At 73.8% G+C, this 20,867-nt stretch carries 17 protein-coding genes and 1 pseudogene; 8 read left to right on the plus strand and 10 right to left on the minus strand.

Annotation, left to right across the window (positions count from 1 at the left end; genetic code table 11):
• Window positions 1–41 precede the first annotated feature (41 nt).
• The 4 genes and pseudogenes from purD to LPU61_RS18955 form a co-directional block, all read right to left on the minus strand.
• The gene (gene purD / locus LPU61_RS18945) at window positions 42–1,292 is read right to left on the minus strand and encodes a phosphoribosylamine--glycine ligase (RefSeq protein ID WP_229405653.1); all 1,251 of its coding nucleotides are present in this window, start codon (window positions 1,290–1,292) and stop codon (window positions 42–44) included.
• A 207-nt stretch (window positions 1,293–1,499) separates the two neighbouring features.
• A complete protein-coding gene (locus tag LPU61_RS18950) occupies window positions 1,500–2,216 on the minus strand; it encodes a DUF559 domain-containing protein (RefSeq protein WP_063838589.1) in 717 nt (238 codons plus the stop codon).
• 243 nt (window positions 2,217–2,459) lie between these two features.
• Window positions 2,460–2,606, minus strand: a pseudogene (locus LPU61_RS31870) (type IV toxin-antitoxin system AbiEi family antitoxin domain-containing protein); the annotation flags it as partial.
• 178 nt (window positions 2,607–2,784) lie between these two features.
• Complete coding sequence (locus LPU61_RS18955; RefSeq protein ID WP_043961166.1) at window positions 2,785–4,074, minus strand: adenylosuccinate synthase; 1,290 nt, start codon at window positions 4,072–4,074, stop codon at window positions 2,785–2,787.
• Window positions 4,075–4,196: 122 nt separating this feature from the next.
• Here LPU61_RS18955 and LPU61_RS18960 point away from each other — a divergent pair, with 122 nt between their 5' ends.
• The gene (locus LPU61_RS18960) at window positions 4,197–5,252 is read left to right on the plus strand and encodes a hypothetical protein (protein WP_229405654.1); all 1,056 of its coding nucleotides are present in this window, start codon (window positions 4,197–4,199) and stop codon (window positions 5,250–5,252) included.
• 142 nt (window positions 5,253–5,394) lie between these two features.
• Window positions 5,395–7,863, plus strand: a complete 2,469-nt coding sequence (locus LPU61_RS18965; protein WP_374199694.1) for a chromosome partitioning protein — start codon at window positions 5,395–5,397, stop codon at window positions 7,861–7,863.
• A gap of 93 nt (window positions 7,864–7,956) precedes the next feature.
• Here LPU61_RS18965 and LPU61_RS18970 read toward each other — a convergent pair whose 3' ends face one another.
• Window positions 7,957–8,385 (minus strand): DUF3151 domain-containing protein, encoded by a 429-nt coding sequence (locus LPU61_RS18970; RefSeq protein ID WP_043961161.1) that lies wholly within the window; start codon window positions 8,383–8,385, stop codon window positions 7,957–7,959.
• 324 nt (window positions 8,386–8,709) lie between these two features.
• Between LPU61_RS18970 and LPU61_RS18975 the strand changes: the two genes are divergently transcribed.
• Window positions 8,710–9,924, plus strand: a complete 1,215-nt coding sequence (locus LPU61_RS18975) for an LOG family protein (RefSeq protein WP_229405655.1) — start codon at window positions 8,710–8,712, stop codon at window positions 9,922–9,924.
• A gap of 64 nt (window positions 9,925–9,988) precedes the next feature.
• Here the strand turns inward: LPU61_RS18975 and fbaA are convergent, their stop codons facing one another.
• Both fbaA and LPU61_RS18985 read right to left on the minus strand, forming a co-directional pair.
• Window positions 9,989–11,011, minus strand: coding sequence for a class II fructose-bisphosphate aldolase (fbaA, locus tag LPU61_RS18980; protein WP_007073962.1), 1,023 nt, complete (start codon window positions 11,009–11,011; stop codon window positions 9,989–9,991).
• Window positions 11,012–11,189: 178 nt separating this feature from the next.
• Window positions 11,190–11,573: a phage holin family protein gene (locus LPU61_RS18985; RefSeq protein ID WP_043961159.1), complete on the minus strand. Its 384-nt coding sequence runs from the start codon at window positions 11,571–11,573 to the stop codon at window positions 11,190–11,192.
• A 127-nt stretch (window positions 11,574–11,700) separates the two neighbouring features.
• On the opposite strand from LPU61_RS18985, the gene LPU61_RS18990 reads away from it, so the two are divergent.
• From LPU61_RS18990 to LPU61_RS19010, 5 genes are all read left to right on the plus strand, one after another.
• On the plus strand, window positions 11,701–11,913 hold the full coding sequence (locus LPU61_RS18990) for a hypothetical protein (protein WP_043961158.1): 213 nt from the start codon (window positions 11,701–11,703) through the stop codon (window positions 11,911–11,913).
• Between the two features lie 163 nt (window positions 11,914–12,076).
• Window positions 12,077–13,630, plus strand: coding sequence for an LPXTG cell wall anchor domain-containing protein (locus LPU61_RS18995; protein ID WP_229405656.1), 1,554 nt, complete (start codon window positions 12,077–12,079; stop codon window positions 13,628–13,630).
• A 116-nt stretch (window positions 13,631–13,746) separates the two neighbouring features.
• Window positions 13,747–15,246: a 3' terminal RNA ribose 2'-O-methyltransferase Hen1 gene (locus LPU61_RS19000; RefSeq protein ID WP_229405657.1), complete on the plus strand. Its 1,500-nt coding sequence runs from the start codon at window positions 13,747–13,749 to the stop codon at window positions 15,244–15,246.
• Entirely contained in the window at window positions 15,243–17,765 is a 2,523-nt protein-coding gene (locus LPU61_RS19005) for a polynucleotide kinase-phosphatase (protein WP_229405658.1), read from the plus strand. The genes LPU61_RS19000 and LPU61_RS19005 overlap by 4 nt, the downstream gene beginning before the upstream one ends.
• A 96-nt stretch (window positions 17,766–17,861) precedes the next feature.
• A complete protein-coding gene (locus LPU61_RS19010; protein WP_043961156.1) occupies window positions 17,862–18,734 on the plus strand; it encodes a DedA family protein in 873 nt (290 codons plus the stop codon).
• Between the two features lie 182 nt (window positions 18,735–18,916).
• On the opposite strand, the gene LPU61_RS19015 is transcribed toward LPU61_RS19010, so the two are convergent.
• The 3 genes from LPU61_RS19015 to LPU61_RS19025 form a co-directional block, all read right to left on the minus strand.
• On the minus strand, window positions 18,917–19,294 hold the full coding sequence (locus tag LPU61_RS19015) for a helix-turn-helix transcriptional regulator (protein ID WP_007073957.1): 378 nt from the start codon (window positions 19,292–19,294) through the stop codon (window positions 18,917–18,919).
• Window positions 19,295–19,351: 57 nt separating this feature from the next.
• On the minus strand, window positions 19,352–19,891 hold the full coding sequence (pyrE, locus tag LPU61_RS19020; protein WP_043963685.1) for an orotate phosphoribosyltransferase: 540 nt from the start codon (window positions 19,889–19,891) through the stop codon (window positions 19,352–19,354).
• A gap of 168 nt (window positions 19,892–20,059) precedes the next feature.
• A complete protein-coding gene (locus tag LPU61_RS19025) occupies window positions 20,060–20,845 on the minus strand; it encodes an SDR family oxidoreductase (protein ID WP_043961155.1) in 786 nt (261 codons plus the stop codon).
• Window positions 20,846–20,867: the final 22 nt, after the last annotated feature.

Consider the following 20,867-nt stretch of genomic DNA (forward strand, 5'->3'; position numbering starts at 1 on the left):
CCGGTCCCGCCGGAACCCGCTCGCCGGCCACGATCCCTGGGTCAGCCGGGGATCGTGATCCGGCCGTCGACCGCCGCGGCGGCGATGTCGGTGCGGTGGTGCGAGCCCGCCAGCCCGATACCGCCCACCAGCTCGTACGCGGCGTCGCGCGCGGCGGCGAGGGTGGGGCCGGTGGCCGTACCGCAGAGGACCCGGCCGCCGGCGGAGAGCAACGCGCCGTCGGCGGCCCGGCGGGCGGTGCCCGCGTGGATGACGCCCGGACGGTCGGCGCCGGTGATCACGTCGCCGGTGCGCGGGGTGCCCGGGTAGTTGCCGGCGGCCACGACCACGGTCACCGCCGCGCCGTCGCGCCAGCGCAGCGGCGGGTGGTCGGCCAGGGTGCCGGCAGCGGCGGCGTGCAGCAGGCCGCCGAGCGGCGTCTCCAGCAGCGCGAGGACGACCTGGGTCTCCGGGTCGCCGAAGCGGGCGTTGAACTCGATCACCCGGGGGCCGGCGGCGGTCATCGCCAGGCCGACGTAGAGCAGGCCGGAGAACGGGGTGCCCCGGCGGCGCATCTCGGCCAGCGTCGGGTGGACGACGTCGGCCATCACCTCGTCGACGAGGCCGGGCGGGGCCCACGGCAGCGGCGCGTACGCCCCCATGCCGCCGGTGTTCGGGCCGGCGTCGCCGTCGCCGACGCGCTTGAAGTCCTGGGCAGGCAGCAGCGGCAGCGCCGCCTCACCGTCGGTGACCACGAAGAGGGAGACCTCGGGGCCCGCCAGGTATTCCTCCACGACGACCCGGCCGCACTCGGCGGCGTGCGCCAGCGCGGCGGCCCGGTCGTCGGTGACGACGACGCCCTTGCCGGCGGCCAGCCCGTCGTTCTTCACCACGTACGGCGGGCCGAACTCGTCCAGCGCCCGAGCCGTGCCCTCCTGGTCGGTGCAGGTGTACGCCCGCGCCGTGGGCACCCCGGCGGCGGTCATCACGTCCTTCGCGAACGCCTTCGAGCCCTCCAGCCGGGCGGCCTCGGCGGACGGCCCGAACGCGGCGATGCCCTTGGCGCGTACGGCGTCGGCGACCCCGGCCACCAGCGGTGCCTCGGGGCCGATCACCACCAGGTCGACGCCGGTCTCCACGGCGAGCGCGGCGACGGCGGCGGGGTCGGCGGCGTCCACCGACCGCAGCTCGGCGACCTCGGCGATCCCCGGATTACCCGGTGCCGCGATCAGCCCCTCGACGGCCGGATCGGCTGCGAGCCCCAGGGCGAGCGCATGCTCCCGCCCGCCACCACCCAGAAGAAGTACGCGCACGCCCACGAACTCTACCCACCCCCACCCTGCCCCCTCCCCGCCCGCCCCGCCCCCTCCCCGGTGATCAAGAGGTTTGCGTCAAGTTTGATCTTCGATTTGACCGAATCCTCTTGATCACCGACGCGGGCGGCGGGAGGGGCGGGGGCGGCGGGAGGGTGGGGGTGGGTGGGTAGGTAGGTAGGTAGGTAGGTAGGTGGGTGGGTGGGGTCAGTGGGGGGTGGATAGGGCCTGGCGGACTGTCCAGGGGATGTAGTCCGGGTTCAGGGTGTCGGACCAGGTGAACCGGAGCACTCGCCACCCCGCGTTGACCAGGCGGTTCTGTCGTCGGCGGTCGGCCAGGAGCGCCTCCGGCGAGCTGTGCGGGCCGGCCCCGTCGGCTTCGGCGATCAGCCTGGCGGCGCGCCAGCCCAGGTCACCGACGCCGAGGAGGTGACCGTCCTCGTCGCGTACCTGGAGTTGCAGCGTGTCCGGGGGGACGCCGCCGTCGATGCATCTCAGCCGGGACCGGGTCTCCAACGGTGACTGCGCTCGACCGTCCGCCTCACGCAGGTATCCCCGAGCGGCAACGGCACCGCGTCGCCCCCGGATGAGCACCCCCGCCGTGCACAGGTCGTCCGGGGTGAGGGCCCCCCGGTTCAGCGCCGAGTCGAGCACGGACACGGCCGGGTACCGGTCCTGCCGGAGGATCACGTCGGTCACGGTACGCAGGACAGAGGTCACGGGAATGCCGGCCACCCGGACGATGTCACCCGCAGCCGTGGTGAGCTGGTGCACCGTCAACGCGGGATCGCTGTTCCGCTGCGGGCGGGGACGGTCCACCGGCACGGAGACGTGGACGGTGGAGCTGCGGCGCAGGCCGGCGATGCCGTGCAGCTCCAGTGCCGTGTCGAGCACCGCGAAGGCCCCCGGCCCCAGACTGGCCACCGCAGCACGGACCCGGGCCCGGGTTGGCACCGGACCGCGCGGGCCGACGCCCAAGCCACCCGAATCGCCCAGGCTGTCCCGGCCACTCGGGCCGCTCGAACCGAAAGCAGGGCCGCTCGGGCCGCTCGGGCCGAAGGCAGCGACGCTCAGGCCGAGAGCGGGGGCGCTCAGGCCGAGAGCGGGGGCGCTCAGGCCGCTCGGGCCGAAAGCAGCGCCGCTCGGGCTGCCAGCGGGGGCGAAGCAGCCGCGCGCCAGTCGCGTCCACCGGCCGGACCGCCAGAGCTGCCGGATCTGGTCCCGGCTCAGGCCGGCCGCCTGCGCCTGGGCGAGGGTGATCATGCCGTCCTGCCGGGCGGCGACTTGGTGGATGAGTTCGAACGGCGTCACCACCCCACCCTGCCCCGCCCACCCCCAACCCCTCGACCCCTGTGGACAACCCTGTGGATATCGACGCCCACCGCTTGGTGATCAAGAGAAAAGCGTCACCGCAGAGGTCAACGGTGACGCTTTTCTCTTGATCACCGACGAGGGCCCGCGGCCGGCGAGCCGGCGGGTCAGGGGAGGGTGGTCAGGGGAGGAGGGGGTGACGGGTCACGTTTTCCTCGCGGCCCGGGCCCACGCCCACCACGCTGACGCGGGTGCCGCAGAGCTCCTCGATGCGCGCGATGTAGCGGCGCGCGTTCTCCGGCAGCTCGTCCTCCGTCCGCGCCTTGGTGATGTCCTCCCACCAGCCGTCGTGCTCCTCGTAGATCGGCGTGGCGTGGTGGAAGTCGGTCTGCGTCATCGGCATGTCGTCGAACCGCTCGCCGTTGATCTCGTAGCCGACGCAGAGCGGGACCTTCGGCAGGCCGGTGAGCACGTCCAGCTTGGTGATGACCAGGTCGGTGACGCCGTTGAGGCGGCACGCGTACCGGGCGACGACGGCGTCGAACCAGCCGCAGCGGCGCTCCCGGCCGGTGGTCGTGCCGTACTCGTGGCCGACCTTGCGCAGGTGCTGGCCGTTGTCGTCGAACAGCTCCGTCGGGAACGGGCCGGACCCGACGCGGGTCGTGTACGCCTTGCTCACCGCGATGACCTTGTTGATCGCGGTCGGCGGGATGCCCGCGCCCACGCACGCCCCGCCCGCCGTCGGGTTCGACGAGGTCACGAAGGGGTACGTGCCGTGGTCCATGTCGAGCATGGTGGCCTGGGCGCCCTCCAGCAGCACCGTCTCGCCCCGGTCCAGGGCGTCCCAGAGCATCACCCGGGTCTCGGCGATGTACGGCTTGAGCCGCTCGGCGTAGGCCAGGTATTCCTCGACGGTCGCGTCGACGTCGATCGCCTTGCGGTTGTAGACCTTGAACAGGATCTGGTTCTTCTCGCGCAGGGCGAGCTCCAGCTTCTTGCGCAGGATGCCCGGGTCGAGCAGGTCCTGCAACCGGATGCCCATCCGGGCGACCTTGTCGCCGTACGCCGGGCCGATGCCCCGGCCGGTGGTGCCGATCCGGGCGCTGCCCAGGTAGCGCTCGACCACCCGGTCCAAGGCCCGGTGGTGCGGCATGATCAGGTGCGCGTCGCCGGAGATGCGCAGCCGGGAGACGTCCACGCCGCGCTCGGCGAGGCCGTCGATCTCGGTCAGCAGCACCTTCGGGTCGACCACCACGCCGTTGCCGATGATGATCATCGCGCTCGGCGAGAGCGCGCCCGACGGCATCAGGTGCAGCGCGTACTTCTGCCCGTCCGGGGTGATCACCGTGTGGCCGGCGTTGTTGCCGCCGGAGTAGCGCACGACGTAGTCGACCCGCTCACCCAGCAGGTCGGTAACCTTGCCCTTGCCCTCGTCGCCCCACTGAGCGCCGATGAGCACGATCGCTGGCATCTTCTCCGCCTCCAGAAGGCTCGGGTGCCAGGTGGCGACCGGTAAGCGAGCCCGGGGTGTCAGGCTAACAAGAGGTCACGGCGGGACCGGCAGGGGTTCGTCGACAGGCAGGAGGCTCCTTCGTGTACGACGTGGTGCTGCTCACCCTCGGCTCGGAGCGGGACGCTCCCGGCGGGGCCTGCGGCAGCGGCGGCGCCTGCTGCGGCGGCGAGGACGGCGCAACCGGTGACGCAGCGAGCGGCGGCGGGGCGACCCATGCCGGTGCGACCGGTGACGACGGTCACGCCCCGGCCGAGCAGCGGTGCGAGACCCCCCGGGTGCCGGTGCTGGCCTGCGCGGACGCCCTGACCGCCCGGGGCGCCCGGGTGGAGACGGTCACCGCCCGCTCGGACGCGGAGATCGACGACGTGCTCGCCCGGCTCGACGGCCCGCCCCGCCCCGACGGGCTCACCTGGCCCGACCCGGACTCGAAGACCCGGCTGGTCGTCGCCACGGCCAGCGACGGCCAGTTGCGCGCCGTCGTGCGCCGGCTCGTCCGGCGGTACGCCCCACCGCCCAGCCGCCGCCCGGCCGACCTGCCCGGCAACCGTACGGTGCCGGACCTGCCGCCGGTGGGCTTACTCCCGCTCGATCCGGCCCGGGCCGGCGGGCAGCGCGACCTGGCCGCGCAGCTCGGCCTGCCGCGCGACCCGGCGGCGGTGGCCGCCGCGGTGCTGGACGGCACCGTCCGGCGGCTGGACCTGCTGCGCAACGACGGCGGCTCGGTGACCCTGGACGGCGCGCTGATCGGCGCCGCCGACGACGCCGGCCGGCCGCTGCACTGGCGGGGGCGCGTCGAGGTGGACGACGCCGTGCTCTCGGCCGGCGACGATCCGCTGCTGGCCTGCGCGATCGGCAACGCGGCCGGGTACGCCCGGCTCGACGGGCTGCCGCTGCTCACCACCGGCGACCCGACGGACGGGCTGGTGGAAGTGGCGGTGGCCGTTCCCGTGGTGACCCGCTCGACGTTGGGTAGGAAACGGGTGCGGTTCGAGGTGCGCCGCGCGCGGGGGCGCGCGGTGGCCGTCGTGCCGCGTGACGAGCGGGTGCCGTACCTCGACGACGGGGTCGAGGGCGAGTTGAGCCGGAAGCGGTCCTGGTGGGTCGAGCCTGCGGCCTGGGCGGTCTACGCGGCCTGACCGGCGCACCCCCGGTCGGCCGTCGGCACCGTGGCACCGCCGGCGGAGACCGGCGCGCCGGGAACGCCGGCGGAGACCCGCGTCGATCCCGGCGGCTCGGCTCCGGGGCCTATCCTCGGCAGGAGGAATTGGGAGGAACCGCGTGGACGACAACGCCGACCGGGTCCACGTGCCCGGCCAGCAGCCGGTGCCGGAGCGGGACATCGAACCGCTCTGGCCGCCGGAAGCGACCGATCCCGGGCGGGGCGGCTCCGCTCCGGCATGGGCCATGACAGCCGCGGCGGGTCCCGTGCCGTACCAGGAGGACACCGAGCCGTCGTTCGTCGCCTCCGACGCCTACCCGTCGCTGGGAGCAACGCCGAGCACCTACGCGCCGTACCAGGTGGCCGGTCCGCAGGGCGAAGCGCCCGCGGCGACGGGCCCGGAGCAGGGCGGGCCGGGCCCCGACGCTTGGGCCGCGCACGGCGCGGACGGGCCCGACGCCTGGGCCACGCACGGCACGGGCGGTCCCGCCCCGGTCCCGGCGGAGACCGCCTGGGCGCCGCCCGCCATGGGCGGGGTGCCGGCTCCCCGGGCCGGACAGCCGGCGCCGGGTCCGGTCGACCTGCACCTGCCCTTCACCCTGGACCCGCAGGCGTCGCCCGGGCCGCTACCCGGCGAGGGGAACGGGTCGCCGGGCGACGCGGTGGCGTCGGAGCAGCCGACGGCTGCCGGGACCTTTCGGACCGCCGACGAGACGTCGGCCGCCGGGCCGGTCCCGGTGGCACCGGGCGTGACGGCGGTCGGGCCCGTGGCGGCACCGGCCGTGTCAGCGGCCGGGAACACGGGCGCGGGCAGCAACGGTACGGCCGGCGGCGCGGAGGGGCCGGGCGGTACCGACGCGGCGGACGGCTCGGGCGGGGCGGCTGCCACGGCGTCGCACGGCACGTCGAACGGCGGAGCGGCCGTCACGACCTCGCATGGCGAGACGGGCGGCACGGCCTCGCACGGTGGTGGGCGGGTGGCCGAGTCGCCGTGGGCGCTGCCGCCGCAGCGACCCGCAGCGGCGCGGGCGACCGAGGCGGCGGCCCGACCCGCACCGCCGCAGCCGGCCGAAACGGTCCCACGACCCGCACCGCCGCAGCCAGCCGTGGTGGCACCGGAGCCCGTCGACACGGCCACACGGCCCGGGCCGCCGCAGCCGGTCGACGGGGTGCCGCGCCCGGTCGAGGCAGCGCCACCGCAGCCACCCGGGCCGTTCCCGCCGGTGATGAACCCGCCCGGGCCGCTGGCCCCCACCCCGTACCCGCCGGCCGTCGCCGGGGCTGCGGCCGGGCCGGTCGACCCGTACGCGGGGGGCTATCCGGCCACGGCGGGCGAGGCAACGGCGGGATGGGGTCCCGGCCAGCAGCAACCGCCGCCCGCCCCGCCCCGCCCCGACGCGGCCCCGCCGGGCCCGAAGCATCCCGACCAGGGCCACCCCGAACAGGGTCACCCCGAACAGGGCCACCCGGTCGCGGGGCAACCCGGGCCCGGGCAGCCGGCCACGTCCGGGTGGTACCCACCGGGCTGGCCGCCGCAGCCCCCGTCTCCCGTGGCACAGCAGCCGGTGGCACCGGTGCCGCAGCCGCCGTACCGGCAGGCCGACGGGGTGACCCGGGTGCCGCCGGGGTACCCGGAACCGGCGTGGACGCCCGACACCGGGATCGCGCCGACCGCAGAGGACTTCGCCCGCCGCCGGCAGGTGCGCCCGGCCGACCCGGTGGCCACGATGGGCGTACGGGCCGTGGTGAACAAGACGGGGTTGATCAAGCTCCCGCCGGGGCGGCAGGAGCAGGAGATGCGCCGCGACATCGAGATGGTGCGTCGCAACTTCGGCGGGCTGCGCCAGGTGACCGTGGTCAACCCGAAGGGCGGCGCGGGCAAGACCGTGGCCATCCTGCTGCTCGCCATGACCTTCGGCCAGAAGCGCGGCGGGTACGTGTTGGCCTGGGACAACAACGAGACCCAGGGCACCCTGGGGATGCGCGCCCAGCAGGACTTCCACTCCCGCACGGTGCGGGACATGCTGCGCGACCTCGGCCAGTTCCAGGGCGCGCACGGGCGGGTCGGCGACCTGTCGCAGTACGTCCGCTCGCAGGGCGAGGGCATGTTCGACGTGCTCGCCTCGGACGAGTCGGCCACCGGCGGGGAGATGCTCACCGCGTCGGCGTTCGCCGAGATCCGGGAGGTGGTCAGCCGGTTCTACAAGCTGATCTTCGTGGACACCGGCAACAACGTCCGGGCGCAGAACTGGCAGGCCGCGATGGACGCCACCGACCAGCTCGTGGTGACCATGTCGGCCCGTAACGACTCGGCGGAGACGGCCGCCCGGATGCTCGACCACCTGGAGCAGAGCGGCCGGCACCGGCTGGTCCGGCAGGCGGTGACGGTGGTGTCGATGCCGCCCTCGCGCAAGGAGATCGACCTGCCCGCCATCCAGGAGCACTTCGCGGCCCGGACCAGGGCGGTGCTGCTCGCCCCGTACGAGCGGTTGATCGACACCGGCGAGCCGATCCGGTACGGGCAGCTCTCGTCGGCCACCCGCGACGCCTGGCTGAAGATCGCCGCATCGGTCGCCGAGGGGCTCTGACCGGCACCCGGCTCCGACCGGGGCGGGGCCCCGATCAGCGCGGCGGCCGGCCCGACGGGTGTCGGACCGGCCGCCGCACCTGCTCGGGAGGGGTCAGGCGCTGGCCAGGGCGTCCCCGGCGGCCGGGTCGCAGTCGCGCAGGAACTGGGCGCAGCGCGCGGCCTCGTCCGCCTCGCCGATCTCGCCGGCGGCCCGGGAGAGCACGTAGAGGCAGCGCAGGAAGCCCCGGTTCGGCGCGTGCGACCAGGGCACCGGGCCGTGGCCCTTCCAGCCGCTGCGGCGCAGCTGGTCGAGGCCCCGGTGGTATCCGGTCCGGGCGTAGGCGTACGCGGGGACGACCTGGCCGTCGGCCAGGGCCCGGCTCGCGAGCGCACCCCAGCCCGCACTGTAGGTCGGGAAGCGGGCCGCGACCTCGGCGTACGCCTCGTCGGTGCCGGCCTCCTTGGCGGCGGCCAGGGCGGTGTCGGCCTCGTCGTGGGCCGGCAGGAGGGTGGCCGGTGGCTCAGGCAACAGGTTCTGCATCGTCCCATTCAACCCGCTTCGCTCTGCGCCGCGCGAGGGGGTCCGCAGACCCGGCCACCTGAACGGTTGAGGCTTTCGTCACGCCTGTGGTCGTGGCACCGACCCTGCGGTCCACGATGGCCGGACCTGCGGTTCGCCCCGGCCGGACCTGCGGTTCCCGGGGCCGGACCTGCGGCCCATGCCGACGGGTGATGTTTTCCACTACAACTATTGGTCCGGAGCCTCCCCAGGACCCGGTTGGAGCAGGAGCCCGGTGGCCTCGCCGCCGGGCTCCTGTGCGTACAGATGGTTTGCGGGGTTGACCCGGGTGGGCAGGATGGCGTCGTGCCGACCCCACCTCCCGCGGACGTGCTCTCCCCGCACGACACCAGCGCCACCGAGATCGAGACCCGCAGCGCGTTCGAACAGCGGCTGGCCGGCGGAAGCCTGGCCGGGCTGACCGTGCAGGGCCTGCGCCTCGACGTCGACCCGGTCCCCGACCTGAGCGCGACGGAGGTGACGGGCACCCTCTTCGTCGGCTGCCGGTTCGCCTCCCGCGAGGTGGGCGCCGACCTGGTCCGGCGCGGCGCGAACGTGGTGCCGCCCTTCTCCGGGCTGCCGTACCCGACCCAGCCGTCGCACCTGTACACCCCGGAGGACCTGGCCGCCGGGTTCGCCGAGGGCGGCTTCGCCGGCATGTACGACACCCGGGTGTACGAGCACTTCCGGGCGCACGGCGGGGCGCTGCCGGAGGTGAAGGAGGCGCTCGGCCAGCGGCTGCACGACCACGGCGTGGACAACGCGCTGGTCGACGCCACCCGGGCCTGGCTGGCCACGCACGGGCCGCAGTCCGTGGTGGGCGTGATGGGCGGGCACGCGGTGCGCCGGGGCAGCGTGCCGTACCGGATGGCGGCGGTGCTGGGCTGGGAGCTGGCGCGGGCCGACCGGCTGGTGGTGACCGGCGGCGGGCCGGGCGTGATGGAGGCGGCGAACCTGGGCGCGTACCTGTCGACCCGGCCGGCCGGGGAGCTGACGGCGGCGATCGACCTGCTCGCGACCGCGCCGGACTTCACCGACCACGACCGGTACACGTCCGCCGCCCTGGAGGTCCGGGTGCGGTACGCCCCGGCGGTGCCCCGGCAGCGCGACCCGGACCTCAACCTGGATCTGGGCTGGGCGCGGGCCGGCGGGCTGGCCATCCCCACGTGGCTCTACGGGCACGAGCCGGCGAACCTGTTCGCGGGGCGGATCGCGAAGTACTTCTCGAACGCCATCCGGGAGGACACCATCCTGCGGCTGGCCCGGGGCGGGATCGTCTTCGCGCCCGGCCGGGCCGGCACGGTGCAGGAGGTGTTCCAGGCGGCGACGAAGACCTACTACGGCACGGACGGGGCGAGCGGCGCGTACGTCTTCCTCGACCGGGCGTACTGGACGACGGAGCTGCCGGTGGAGTCGCTGCTGCGCCCGCTGCTGGCCGCCTCGCCGTTCGGCGACCTGTCGGGCACGGTGCACCTCACCGACGACGTGCACGAGGCGGTCCGCGTCCTGACGGCGGGCTAGGTGCAAGGAAGGGCCCCTTGTCATCGCCCAGGCGACGACAAGGGGCCCTTCCTTGCAGCGGGGGTTACTTGAGCTTGGTGCCGGTGGAGCGCAGGTGCTCGCAGGCCTCGACGACGCGGGCGGCGAGCCCGGCCTCGGCGAGCTTGCCCCAGGTGCGCGGGTCGTACTGCTTCTTGTTGCCGACCTCGCCGTCGATCTTCAGCACGCCGTCGTAGTTGCGGAACATGTGGTCGGCGACGGGCCGGGTGAAGGCGTACTGGGTGTCGGTGTCGATGTTCATCTTCACCACGCCGTAGTCCAGCGCCTCGCGGATCTCGGACAGCAGCGAGCCGGAGCCGCCGTGGAAGACCAGGCTGAGCGGCTTCTCCTTGCCGTACTTGGCGGCGACGGCCTCCTGGATGTTGTTCAGGATCTCCGGCCGGAGCTTCACGTTGCCCGGCTTGTAGACGCCGTGCACGTTGCCGAAGGTCAGCGCCGCCATGTAGCGGCCCTTCTCGCCCAGGCCGAGCGCCTCGACCATGGCCAGGCCATCCTCGACGGTGGTGTAGAGCTTGTCGTTGATGGCGTTCTCGACGCCGTCCTCCTCGCCGCCGACGACGCCGACCTCGATCTCCAGGACGATCTTGGCCTCGGCGGCCCGGTCGAGCAGCTCGGCGGCGATCTCCAGGTTCTCCGCCACGGGCACGGCCGAGCCGTCCCACATGTGCGACTGGAACAGCGGCTCCTGGCCGGCGGCGACCCGCTCCTTGGAGATCTGCATCAGGGGCCGGACGAACTTGTCCAGCTTGTCCTTCGGGCAGTGGTCGGTGTGCAGCGCGACGTTGACCGGGTACTTCTTGGCGACCTCGTGCGCGTACGCGGCGAACGCCACCGCGCCGGTGACCATGTCCTTCACGGACGGACCCGACAGGTATTCCGCGCCGCCGGTGGAGACCTGGATGATGCCGTCGCTCTCCGCGTCGGCGAAGCCCTTGAGCGCCGCGTTCAGCGTCTGCGAGGACGTCACGTTGATCGCGGGGTACGCGTACCGGCCCGCCTTGGCGCGGTCCAGCATCTCCGCGTAGACCTCGGGGGAAGCGATGGGCATGTCGAACGCTCCTTACTTACCGCTGTCGGCCGTCACCGGCCGCTGTCTTCCGTGGGTGCGCCGGACCGCGCTGTCCTCCGCCGGAAGTATCCCGCAGGAGGTGGCCACGGACGAAACCGGCCCATGGCCGGCCGCCGCGCGGGCCGCCCGCAAGGCCCGGCGGCACCCGGTCGGAGCCTCACCGGTCCGCCAGGCTGTCCGGCACGGCGACGCTGATCAGCCAGGTCACCACCGCCATGACGATGGCCCCCCAGAAGGCGGGCCAGAAACCCTCCACCCGGAACGGCAGGTCCAGGTGCCGGGCGATCCAGTCGGTCAGCAGGAACAGCAGCGCGTTGACCACCAGCGCGAACAGCCCCAGGGTCAGCAGGTAGAAGACGCAGCCCACCACCTTGATCACCGGCTTGAGCACCGCGTTGACCACGCCGAAGATCAACGCCACCGCCACCAGGGTCAGCGCGGTGTTGCCGCCACTGCGGCCACCCACGTCGACGCCGGGCACGATCAGCGTGGTGATCCACAACGCGATCGCGGTGATCGCCAGCCGGATCAGGAAGCCCACGGCACCATCCTGGCACCGCCGGCCCGATCCGGAGGAGGGAATCCGCCGACTCCACCCCCGCCACCGAGCGGCAGCCCCGGCCAGCCCGTACGGTGTGGGTAGCTTTCCGCCGATTCAGGGAGGGACGATGGGTCAGCCCGACGAGGACTTCACCCCGAGCGACCACCTCGCGCCGGAGGAGCGGGACCCGGAGGCCCCGGCGGCCGACGCCGTGGAGCAGGCCGCCTCCACCGACCCGGCCGACAGCGAGGGCGAGCCGAGCCGGGGCCTGGAGGTCGGCGACTGGGACGCCATGGAGCAGGCCCGGATCGTCGCGGGCGACGAGGACGACTACCGCTGATCGGAGCCGACCCCGGGACGCCGGGGCCGCCGGACGTTGCGGCAGACCTGGTCAGCCGTTCGGCCCGTTCCGGGAAAGATCGACGGAACGGGTTGACCTGCCGCCTTAAGGAATCCTTAAGATCCACGGGCTCCACCTGCACCCTCACGGGGAGGAACCCTTCATGCTCAAGCATCCGACCCGGCGCTGGCTGGCCGGGCTCGGCGTCGCAGGCGCGCTCGTCGCCGCCTCCGCCAGCCCCGCCGTCGCCGCGCCCGCGGCCGACATCGAGCTCTATTTCCAGGACACCACCCTGGCGGCGGACTCGCCGGGCAAGTCGCAGGCCCTGCGGCTGTTCGCCGATCAGCCGGCCGTGCTCCCCGACGTCACGGTGCGGTACGACTACCGCTCGCTCGCCGGAAAGGTCACCCTGGCCGACGACGGGAACGCGCAGTGCACCGCCCCGGAGGCGGGCGTCCTGGTCTGCGCCGAGACCTTCGAGGTGCCCCTCGACGAGGTCTACGGCGGGCAGACCGAACCGGTGCTCATCGCGCCCACCGACAAGGCGAAGCTCGGCGACTCCGGCGAGCTGAAGATCAGCCTCCAGGTGGCCGGCAAGCAGCGCGGCAGCTACACGTCCCGGATCCGCATCGGCGAGGGCGTCGACCTGGCGGGCGGCCCGGACAGCAAGCTGAGCGCCGCGCCGGGCGGCTCGTTCGAGGCCCCGCTGACCGTGGTCAACGTCGGCGAGAAGGCCGTCGAGGGCGTGGTGGCGTTCTTCGACCTGGACTACTCGATCCGCACCAAGGAGCGGTTCAGCAACTGCCTCTACGTCGAGGACCACCTGCTCGCCTGCCAGTTCGACGAGGAGATCCCGGCCGGCGAGGGGCGCACCACGACGCTGAACTACCAGCTCGGCAAGGACACCTACGCGCCGGGCCGCCAGTACGGCAACGCCGAGTTCATGACGAACGCGGACTTCGAGGACCTGTTCGGGCTGCGCGAGGACGCGGGCGCCCGCGCCGCCGCGCGTGGCACCGGGTCCGCGAAGCTGACCCTGCGCGACGCCCCGCAGAAGCTGCGGGCGGCGGCCGCCCAGACCGACACCGACCGGGGCAACAACTACACCTCGTGGAACATCACGGTCACCGGCAAGAACGGCACCGACCTGGAGGCGATCGGCGACACGGTCGAGGGCGCGGCCGGCGCGGTGGTCACCGCGACCGTCGGCTTCCGCAACAACGGCCCGGCGACGCTCAACTACATCCGCGGCGACATGTCCGTCACCTACCTGGACGTCGACGTGCCGGCCGGCACCACCGCCGTCGAGGTTCCCGCCGAGTGCGCCCCGCGCAGCGGCAACGGCACCGACTGGGGCGACTTCGGCAAGCCGGGTGCCCGCGCGTACCGCTGCCTCGCCGACACGATCTCCGTGGCCGGCGAGACGTCGACCGGCGACTTCCGGCTGCGCATCGACAAGGTCGTGCCGAACGCCCAGGGCACGGTGCTGGTCAACGCGAAGTGCGAGTGTGAGGGCGGCTTCCGGGACGACCTCAAGCCGGCCAACGACCGCGCCCTGATCGTGGTCAACGCCGACAGCAGCGGCGGCGGGGGCGGCACGCTGCCGATCACCGGTGCCTCCACGGGGCTGATCGCCGGCATCGGCGGCCTCCTCCTGACGGCCGGCGTCGGCGGCTACCTGCTGGCCAAGCGCCGCCGCACCCACTTCGTCGCCTGACCGAGAAGCATCCCCAAGCACGGCACCACGAAGGGTTTCCGGGGAGCCCCCACCGCAACCAGCCACACAACGAAAAGCGGACGACGCAAGATCGAGGCCCCTGACACCATGGGGCCGTGCTGCTCACCCTCACCACGACGCACCGCCCCGCCACCGACCTCGGCTACCTGCTCGTCAAGCATCCGGACCGGATGCACTCCTTCGAGCTGCCCGTCGGCGCGGCGCACGTGCTCTACCCGGAGGCCGACGAGCAGCGCTGCACCGCCGCCCTGCTCGTTGACGTCGACCCGCTGCGACTGGCCGGCGGGCACGGCAGGGGCCGGGGCCACCGGCAGGCGGCCACCCCGGACACCTTCACCCTCGGCCAGTACGTCAACGACCGGCCGTACGCCGCGTCGAGCCTGCTGGCCTCGGCGCTGGCCAAGGTGTTCCGCTCGGCCCTGCGCGGCGAGTCCCGGGACCGCCCGGAGCTGGCCGCCGCGCCGATCCCGCTGGAGATCCGGGTCCCCGTGCTGCGCTGCCGGGGCGGCGGCGACCTGGCGGCCCGGGTGTTCGCCCCGCTGGGCTGGGCCGTGACGGCCACCCCGATCCCGCTCGACGAGGCGCACCCGCAGTGGGGCGACAGCCGGTACGTCGACCTGACGCTCACCGGCACGCTGCGGCTCGCCGACGCCCTCAACCACCTGTACGTGCTGCTGCCCGTCCTCGACGACGCGAAGCACTACTGGGTCGCCCCGGACGAGATCGACAAGCTGCTCCGGGCGGGCGCGGGCTGGCTCGCCGACCACCCGGAGCGGGCCACCATCACCCGCCGCTACCTGGCCCACCGCCGCGCCCTCGCGGGGGAGGCGATGGCCCGTCTCGCCGAGCAGCGGCTGGCCGAGGAGCCGCCCGCCGACAGCGTGGCCGAGGAGGAACGCGCGGAGGTCCCGCGCCAGCCGGCGCTGGCGCTGCGCCGCCGGGAGGCGGTGCTCGCCGCGCTCGCGGCGAGCGGGGCGACCCGGGTGCTGGACCTCGGCTGCGGTCCCGGCGCGCTGCTGTCCGCCCTGGTGGGCGACCGACGGTTCACGGAGGTCGTCGGCACGGACGTGTCCGCCCACGCGCTGACGCTGGCGGCCCGCCGGCTGCGGCTGGACCGGCTGCCGGAGCGGCAGCGGGACCGGATCCGGCTGTGGCAGTCCGCCCTGACCTACCGGGACGACCGGCTGCGCGGGTACGACGCGGCGGTCCTGATGGAGGTGATCGAGCACGTCGACCCGCCGCGCCTACCGGCGCTGGAGGACGCCGTGTTCGGCCACGCCCGGCCGGCGACGGTCGTGGTGACCACGCCGAACGTGGAGCACAACGTCCGCTACGAGGGGCTGGGCGCGGGCCGGTTCCGGCACGCCGACCACCGCTTCGAGTGGACCCGGGCCGAGTTCGCGGCCTGGGTGGACCGGGTCGCGGCGACGTACGGCTACGCGGCGCAGATCCGGGGCGTCGGCGACGACGACCCGGAGGTGGGTCCGCCCACCCAGCTCGCCGTGTTCCGCACCACCGGGACGACGACGACCGCCGAGCCGGGGACGACCGCCGAACCGACGACCACCGAGACGACGAAGGAGGCCGCCCGATGATCGAGATTCCCGAGCTGGCCCTGGTGGCGCTGGTCGGCGTCTCCGGCTCCGGCAAGTCCACCTTCGCCCGGCGGCACTTCGCGCCCAGCCAGGTGCTCTCCTCCGACGCCTTCCGGGGGATGGTCGCCGACGACGAGAACGACCAGTCGGCCTCCGCCGACGCGTTCGACGCCCTGCACCACGTGGCGGGGATCCGGCTGCGGCGGGGGCTGCTCACCGTCGTGGACGCCACCAACCTCCAGCCGCACGCCCGGGCCGGGCTGGTCCGGGTGGCCCGCGAGCACGACGTGCTGCCGGTGGCGATCGTGCTGGACGTGCCGGAGGCGGTGGCGTGGGAGCGCACGCAGGGGCGGGCCGACCGCACCCACGGCCGGCAGGTGCTGACCCGGATGCAGCGGGACCTGCGGCAGTCGTACGGGCGGCTGGCCCGGGAGGGCTTCCGGAAGGTGCACGTGCTGCGCGGCGTCGACGAGATCGACGCGGCGCAGATCCGCTACGAGAAGCTGTTCAACGACCGGCGGGAGCTGACCGGCCCGTTCGACATCGTCGGCGACGTCCACGGCTGCCGCGAGGAGCTGGAGGCGCTGCTGCTCCGGCTGGGCTACGTGCTGCGCCGCGACGACGCGGGCCGCCCGGTGGACGCGGTGCACCCGGCTGGTCGTACCCCTGTCTTCGTCGGTGACCTGGTGGACCGCGGCCCGGACTCCCCCGGGGTGCTCCGCCTGGTGATGGGCATGGTGGCGGCCGGCCACGCGATCTGCGTGCCGGGCAACCACGAGCAGAAGCTGCTGCGCAGGCTGCGCGGCCGGGACGTGCGGCTCACCCACGGCCTGGCCGAGACGATGGCCCAGCTCGACGCGGAGGACCCGGCGTTCGTGGCCGAGGTCGCGACGTTCGTGGACGGCCTGGTCAGCCACTTCGTGCTCGACGGCGGCCGGCTGGTCGTCGCGCACGCCGGGCTCAAGGAGGAATACCACGGCCGCGCGTCGGGCCGGGTCCGGTCGTTCGCGCTGTACGGGGAGACCACGGGCGAGACCGACGAGTACGGCCTGCCGGTGCGCTACCCGTGGGCACGCGACTACCGGGGCTCGGCCATGGTCGTGTACGGGCACACGCCCACCCCGGAGCCGGAGTGGGTGAACAACACGATCTGCGTCGACACCGGCTGCGTGTTCGGCGGGAAGCTGACGGCGCTGCGGTACCCGGAGAAGGAGTTGGTCTCCGTCCCGGCGGTCAAGGAGTGGTACGCCCCGGCCCGCCCGCTGGTCGCGCCCGCCCCGGCCCGCCCGGACGCGGTGCTGGACCTGCGCGACGTGACCGGGCGGCGGCACGTCGAGCACGCGTACGGGACGCTGACCGTGCCGGCGGAGAACGCCGCCGCCGCGCTGGAGGTGATGAGCCGGTTCGCCGTGGACCCGCGCTGGCTGACCTGGCTGCCGCCGACGATGGCGCCCTGCTCCACGGCCACGGCCGACGGGTTCCTGGAGCACCCGGCGCAGGCGTTCGCCGACTACCGGGCGGCCGGCGTCGACCGGGTGGTGTGCGAGGAGAAGCACATGGGCTCGCGGGCGGTGGTGCTGGTCTGCCGCGACCCCGACGGCGGCCCGTTCGGGCCGGGCGGCGGGGTGGTGCACACCCGCACGGGCCGACCGTTCTTCGGCCCGCCGCTGGACGGCGAGCTGCTGGGCCGGGTCCGGGCGGCGGTCGGCGTGGCGGGGCTCTGGGCGGAGCTGGACACCGACTGGCTGCTGCTCGACTGCGAGCTGCTGCCCTGGTCGGCGAAGGCGGGCGGGCTGATCCGCGAGCAGTACGCGAGCGTGGGCGCGGCGGGCCGCGCGGCCCTGCCGGCGGTGCTGGCCACCCTGGACGCGGCGGCCGGGCGGGGGCTGCCGGTGGGCGACCTGCGGGCGCGGATGGCGGCCCGCCGGGCGGACGTCGAGGCGTACTCGGCGGCGTACCGGGCGTACGTGGCGCCGACGGACGGGCTGGCCGGGGTGGCCCTCGCCCCGTTCGCGGTGCTCGCCTCCGCCGGGGCGAGCCACGTCGAGCGGGACCACGGCTGGCACCTGGACCTGGCCGACCGGCTGTGCGCCGCCGACCCGGGGTTCTTCACGGTCACCCGGCGGCGGGTCGTCGACCTGGCCGACGCCTCGGCCGAGGCGGACGCGACCGGCTGGTGGCTGGCGCTGACCGCCGCCGGCGGGGAGGGCATGGTCGTCAAGCCGTACGCGGGGCTGGCCTCCCGGTCGCCGAAGGGGTCGCTGCTCCAGCCGGGCATCAAGTGCCGGGGCCGGGAGTACCTGCGGATCATCTACGGTCCCGGGTACACCGAGCCGGAGCAGTTGGCCGCGCTGCGCCGCCGGTCGCTGGGGCGCAAGCGGGGGCTGGCCCTGCGCGAGCACGCGCTCGGGCTGGCGGCCCTGGCCGCGCTGGCGGACGGCGCTCCGCTGTGGCGTCGCCACGAGCTGGTCTTCGCCGTCCTGGCCTGCGAGTCGGAGCCGGTCGACCCGCGCCTGTGAGGCGGGACCGGGCTGGTCACCCCCGCCGGTGCGGGCGGCGGCCGGCCCGGTCCGGGGCGGCGCGGAGCGCGACCGGTTCCGGGTTCGGTACCCTGTGTGGCCGTGGACACAGCAGAGAAGGCACGGGCGGTCTCCGAGACCGTCGCCCTGAACCCGCTCGATCCGAAGGATCTACTCCAGACCTTCGGGCTGATCGGCGTCTGGGTGATCCTGTTCGCCGAGACCGGGCTGCTCGTCGGCTTCTTCTTCCCGGGCGACTCGCTGCTGTTCCTGGCCGGCGTCGCCGCCTCGCCGGTGGCGGACGCGATCTTCGGCGACGGCACCCGGCTCTCCCTGGTCGGGCTGCTGATCGGCGGCCCGATCTGCGCGATCGTCGGTGCGCAGCTCGGGCACTGGCTCGGCGCGCGGTACGGCCGGCGCATGTTCGAGCGCCCCAACTCGCGGCTGTTCAAGCGGGAGTACGTGGAGAAGGCCGAGCACTACTTCCGGAAGTTCGGCCCGGCCAAGGCCGTGGTGCTGGCCCGGTTCATCCCGATCGTCCGCACGTTCCTCAATCCGGTGGCCGGCGTGCTCGGCATGCCGGCGAAGCAGTTCTTCCTGTGGAACGTCGTCGGGGCGATCCTGTGGGTGGACGGCATCCTGCTGATCGGCTACCTGCTCGCCGAGCAGATCTACAACGCGATCGGCGACAAGATCGACCGGTACATCCTGCCGGTGGTCGCGCTGATCATCCTGATCTCGGTGCTGCCGATCTTCTTCGAGTTCCTCCGCGACCGGCGGGCCCGCAAGCGGGGCGAGGTCATGACGGTGATCGCCGCCGCCAGCGCGGCCGGTGCGGTGGAGGCCGTCCGGGACACGGTCGAGCACCACCACGACCACCACGGTCAGGCCCCGCACGGGCAGCAGCAGTTCCCGCAGCAGCCGCCGCAGGACGGCGGTCGGTGGCCGGAGCGCGGCGAGGGCCACTGACGGAGAAGGCGTACGTCGATGGCCGGTCCCGTTTCGACGGGACCGGCCATCGTTCAAGCCGCAATGAAGTAACGAGGCGACTGCCGGTTACCCGGGCAGGCGTCACCGTCCGGTGGTGGCGCCACCCCTTGCACGCCACCCGATGCCGTCCTGAGGCGGGACGGCCGGAACGGAGAACCTCGTCAGCGGGCCTTCTTGGTGGCCCGCTTACGCGGCGGGGTCAGCAGATCCGCGATCGTGGCGATCGCGGTCGGCACCAACCGGTAGTACGCCCAGACCCCGCGCTTCTCCCGCTCCAGCAAGCCGGCCTCGGTGAGGATACGCAGGTGGTGGCTGACCGTCGGCTGGGAGAGGCCGAGCGGCGCGGTCAGGTCGCACACGCACGCTTCGCCCTCGGGGGCCGACTGGATCAGGCTGAGCAGCCGCAGCCGGGCGGGGTCGGCAAGGGCCTTGAGGACCCCCGCCAGCCGCTCGGCGTCGGCGCGTTCGATCGGCTCGCCGGCAAGCGGCGAGATCTGAGGCATGGTCATTTCAGCCAACGCAGTTCCCACGTATTCCATCCTTCCACCAGCAGCATCGATCCGCCTGCATATCAGCAAGTCCGAATCGGCAAACTTTTAGGCCACAAGGCCGAGGTCAGCCAACGTATAGGCCGCCCGATACGGCAGTCCGGCGGCTTCCACCGCGTCGCCGGCGCCACGATCAACAATAACCGCCACACCCACTACTTCGGCTCCGGCCTCGCGCAGCGCCTCTACTGCGGTCAGCACGCTGCCACCGGTCGTCGACGTGTCCTCGACCGCCAGTACCCGTCGTCCGGCCACGTCCGGCCCCTCGATGCGGCGTTGCAGACCATGAGCCTTACCCGCCTTACGGACGACGAAAGCGTCGAGCGACCGGTCGGTCGCCGACGCGGCGTGCAACATGGAGAGCGCCACCGGATCGGCGCCCAGGGTCAGGCCACCGACGGCGTCGTACTCCCAGTCGGCGGTCAGGTCGAGCAGCACCCGACCGACCAACGGAGCGGCCTGGTGATGGAGCGTGACACGTCGCAGATCGACGTACCAGTCCGCCTCCCGACCGGAGGAGAGCACCACCCGCCCGTGGACCACAGCCAGGTCGATGATGAATTTACGCAGGTCGTCGTGGTCCCCCATGGCGATAGAGGGTACTGCGCAAGTCTGGGAGGTGTGTGTGGGGTCCACCCCGGTCAGCCCCACGGGCGACCGATGGTTGGCGATATTCGGCTACTCTGTGCGATCGATTCGCCGGGCCGGGTCGGCCGAACCGCCGAACGGGACGGTCCGCCGCCGCTGCGCCGCAGGTCAGCCGGGGCGACGGTCGTCGCGGCCCCGGGTGTCCCGGGCGAACCGGCGCAGCAGCCCCCGGGGGGCGTGCCGCACCGCCGCGACGGCCAGCTTGTAACGCCGTGACGGGACGCTGACCGTGCGACCTTTCCGCAGGTCACGCAGGGCTTCGTCGACGACCTGCTCGGCTGTCAGCCACATCAGGCGGGGCGTGCCGGACATGTCGATCCCGATCCGCTCGTGCGCGCCGGTGCGGGTGTAACCAGGGCAGAGGGCCATCACGCGTACTCCACGCGGGCGGGTCGCGAGGTCGACGGACTCGCTGAAGGCCGTCACCCACGCCTTGCTCGCCGGATACGTCGATCCCGGCATCACGGGACCGAAGCCGGCGACCGAAGAGACATTTATCACTGCCCCGTCGCCCCGCCGGATCATCGGGCCGACCGCCGCGCGGGTCAACCGCAGCACCGCGTGCACGTTCAGCCCCAGCAGGCGGGACTCATCGGCCATCGAGGACCGCAGGAACGGCTGGTTGAGGCTGATCCCGGCGTTGTTGACGAGCAGGTCCACCTGCTCGTCGCCGGCCAGCCGCCGTTCCACGTCGGCGCAGCCGTCGGCGGTGGACAGGTCCGCCGGGATCACCTCGACGGGGTGGCCGTACCGGCCCGTCAGCTCGGCGGCCTTCTCCGCCAGCCGGGCGGCGTCGCGTGCCACCAGCACCAGGGCCCAGCCGTCGGCGGCGAGGCGGCGGGCGAACTCCGCGCCGATGCCCGCCGTCGCCCCGGTGACCAGCGCACGGCGCATGGCGGGGACCTGCTCTGGCGTC

Source organism: Micromonospora sp. NBRC 110038 (assembly GCF_020884815.1).
GTDB classification, from domain to species: Bacteria; Actinomycetota; Actinomycetes; order Mycobacteriales; family Micromonosporaceae; genus Micromonospora; species Micromonospora haikouensis.